Annotated in this window: 1 protein-coding gene; it reads right to left on the reverse strand. The window is 57.5% G+C overall.

Annotation, left to right across the window (positions count from 1 at the left end; translation table 11 throughout):
* Positions 1–59: 59 nt before the first annotated feature.
* On the reverse strand, positions 60–1,740 hold a 1,681-nt coding region (locus AC1DLB_RS29255; RefSeq protein ID WP_477786213.1), incomplete at its 5' end, for an OsmC domain/YcaO domain-containing protein.

Raw genomic sequence — 1,740 nt, forward strand, 5'->3', positions numbered from 1 at the left:
GAACGATAACTCGGTTTGCCTGGTTAACCGCGGCGCCTGGATCGCCAGCAAGCCGGCTCCTACAGGGCGGTCATGTTGGCCCGCGCCATGTGCAGTTTTTTGTAGCTCTCGATCAAGCGCAAATGCCTATCGAGCCCCTCCAGTTTCATGCTGGTCGGCGTCAAGCCATGGAAGCGCACGCTGCCATCTACCGATCCGATCGCTGCATCCATCCGCTCGTTGCCAAACATCCGGCGGAAGTTGGCCTCGTAGTCTTCCAGTTCCAGGTCTTCGTCCAGCTTCATCTCCAGCACCACATTGACCGCCTGATAGAACAAGCCACGCTCAACCGTGTTGTCGTTGTACTGCAGGAACATTTCTACCGCCTCTTTCGCTTCTTCAAATTGTTGCAAGGCGAGATAGATCAGCAGCTTCAACTCCAGGATCGTCAGCTGACCCCAGGCCGTATTGTCGTCAAATTCGATGCCGATCAAGGTGGTGATGTCGGTGTAGTCGTCCAGCTCACTTTCCACCAGACGCTCAACCAGCGCTTGCAGCTCTTCTTCGTCCAGGCGATGCAGGTTCAGGATGTCGGCGCGGAAGAACAGCGCTTTGTTGGTGTTATCCCAGATCAGATCGTCTACTGGATAAATTTCCGAATAGTCTGGCACCAGGATGCGGCAGGCCGTTGCACCGATATGCTCGTAGACCGCCATGTACACTTCCTTGCCCATGCCTTCGAGAATGCCGAACAAGGTCGCGGCTTCCTCGGCATTCGAGTTTTCACCTTGGCCGGAGAAGTCCCACTCCACGAATTCGTAATCCGATTTTGAGCTGAAGAAGCGCCACGACACCACGCCGCTGGAGTCGATAAAGTGCTCGACGAAGTTATTCGGCTCGGTCACCGCATGACCTTCAAACGTTGGCTGGGGCAGGTCGTTGAGGCCTTCGAAGCTGCGGCCTTGCAGCAATTCGGTCAGGCTGCGTTCCAGCGCCACTTCCAGGCTCGGGTGCGCGCCGAACGAGGCGAACACACCGCCGGTACGCGGGTTCATCAACGTGACGCACATCACCGGGAATTCACCTCCCAGGGACGCATCCTTCACCAGCACGGGGAACCCTTGCTCTTCCAGTGCCTGAATCCCGGCCAGTATCCCGGGGTACTTCGCCAGCACGTGAGCCGGCACATCCGGCAGGGCAAATTCACCTTCGATGATTTCGCGTTTTACCGCACGCTCGAAGATCTCCGACAGGCACTGCACCTGGGCTTCGGCCAGCGTGTTACCGGCACTCATGCCGTTGCTCAGGAACAGGTTTTCAATCAGGTTGGACGGGAAATACACCACCTCGCCGTCGGACTGGCGCACGTAAGGCAGCGAGCAGATGCCGCGCTCTTCATTGCCCGAGTTGGTGTCGATCAGGTGGGAACCACGCAGCTCGCCGTCGCGGTTGTAAATCTTCAGGCAGTACTCGTCGAGGATTTCGGTCGGCAGTGCATCTTTACGGCCAGGCTTGAACCAGCGTTCGTCCGGGTAGTGCACAAACGCTGCGTCGGCGATGTCTTCTCCCCAGAACTGGTCGTTGTAGAAGAAGTTGCAGTTGAGTCGCTCGATAAACTCGCCCAACGCCGACGCCAACGCGCCTTCCTTGGTCGCACCCTTGCCGTTGGTAAAGCACATCGGCGAGTGCGCATCGCGGATATGCAACGACCACACATTGGGCACGATATTGCGCCAGGAAGCGATTTCAATCTTCATGCCC

It is taken from the genome of Pseudomonas sp. 05N434 (assembly GCF_056396965.1).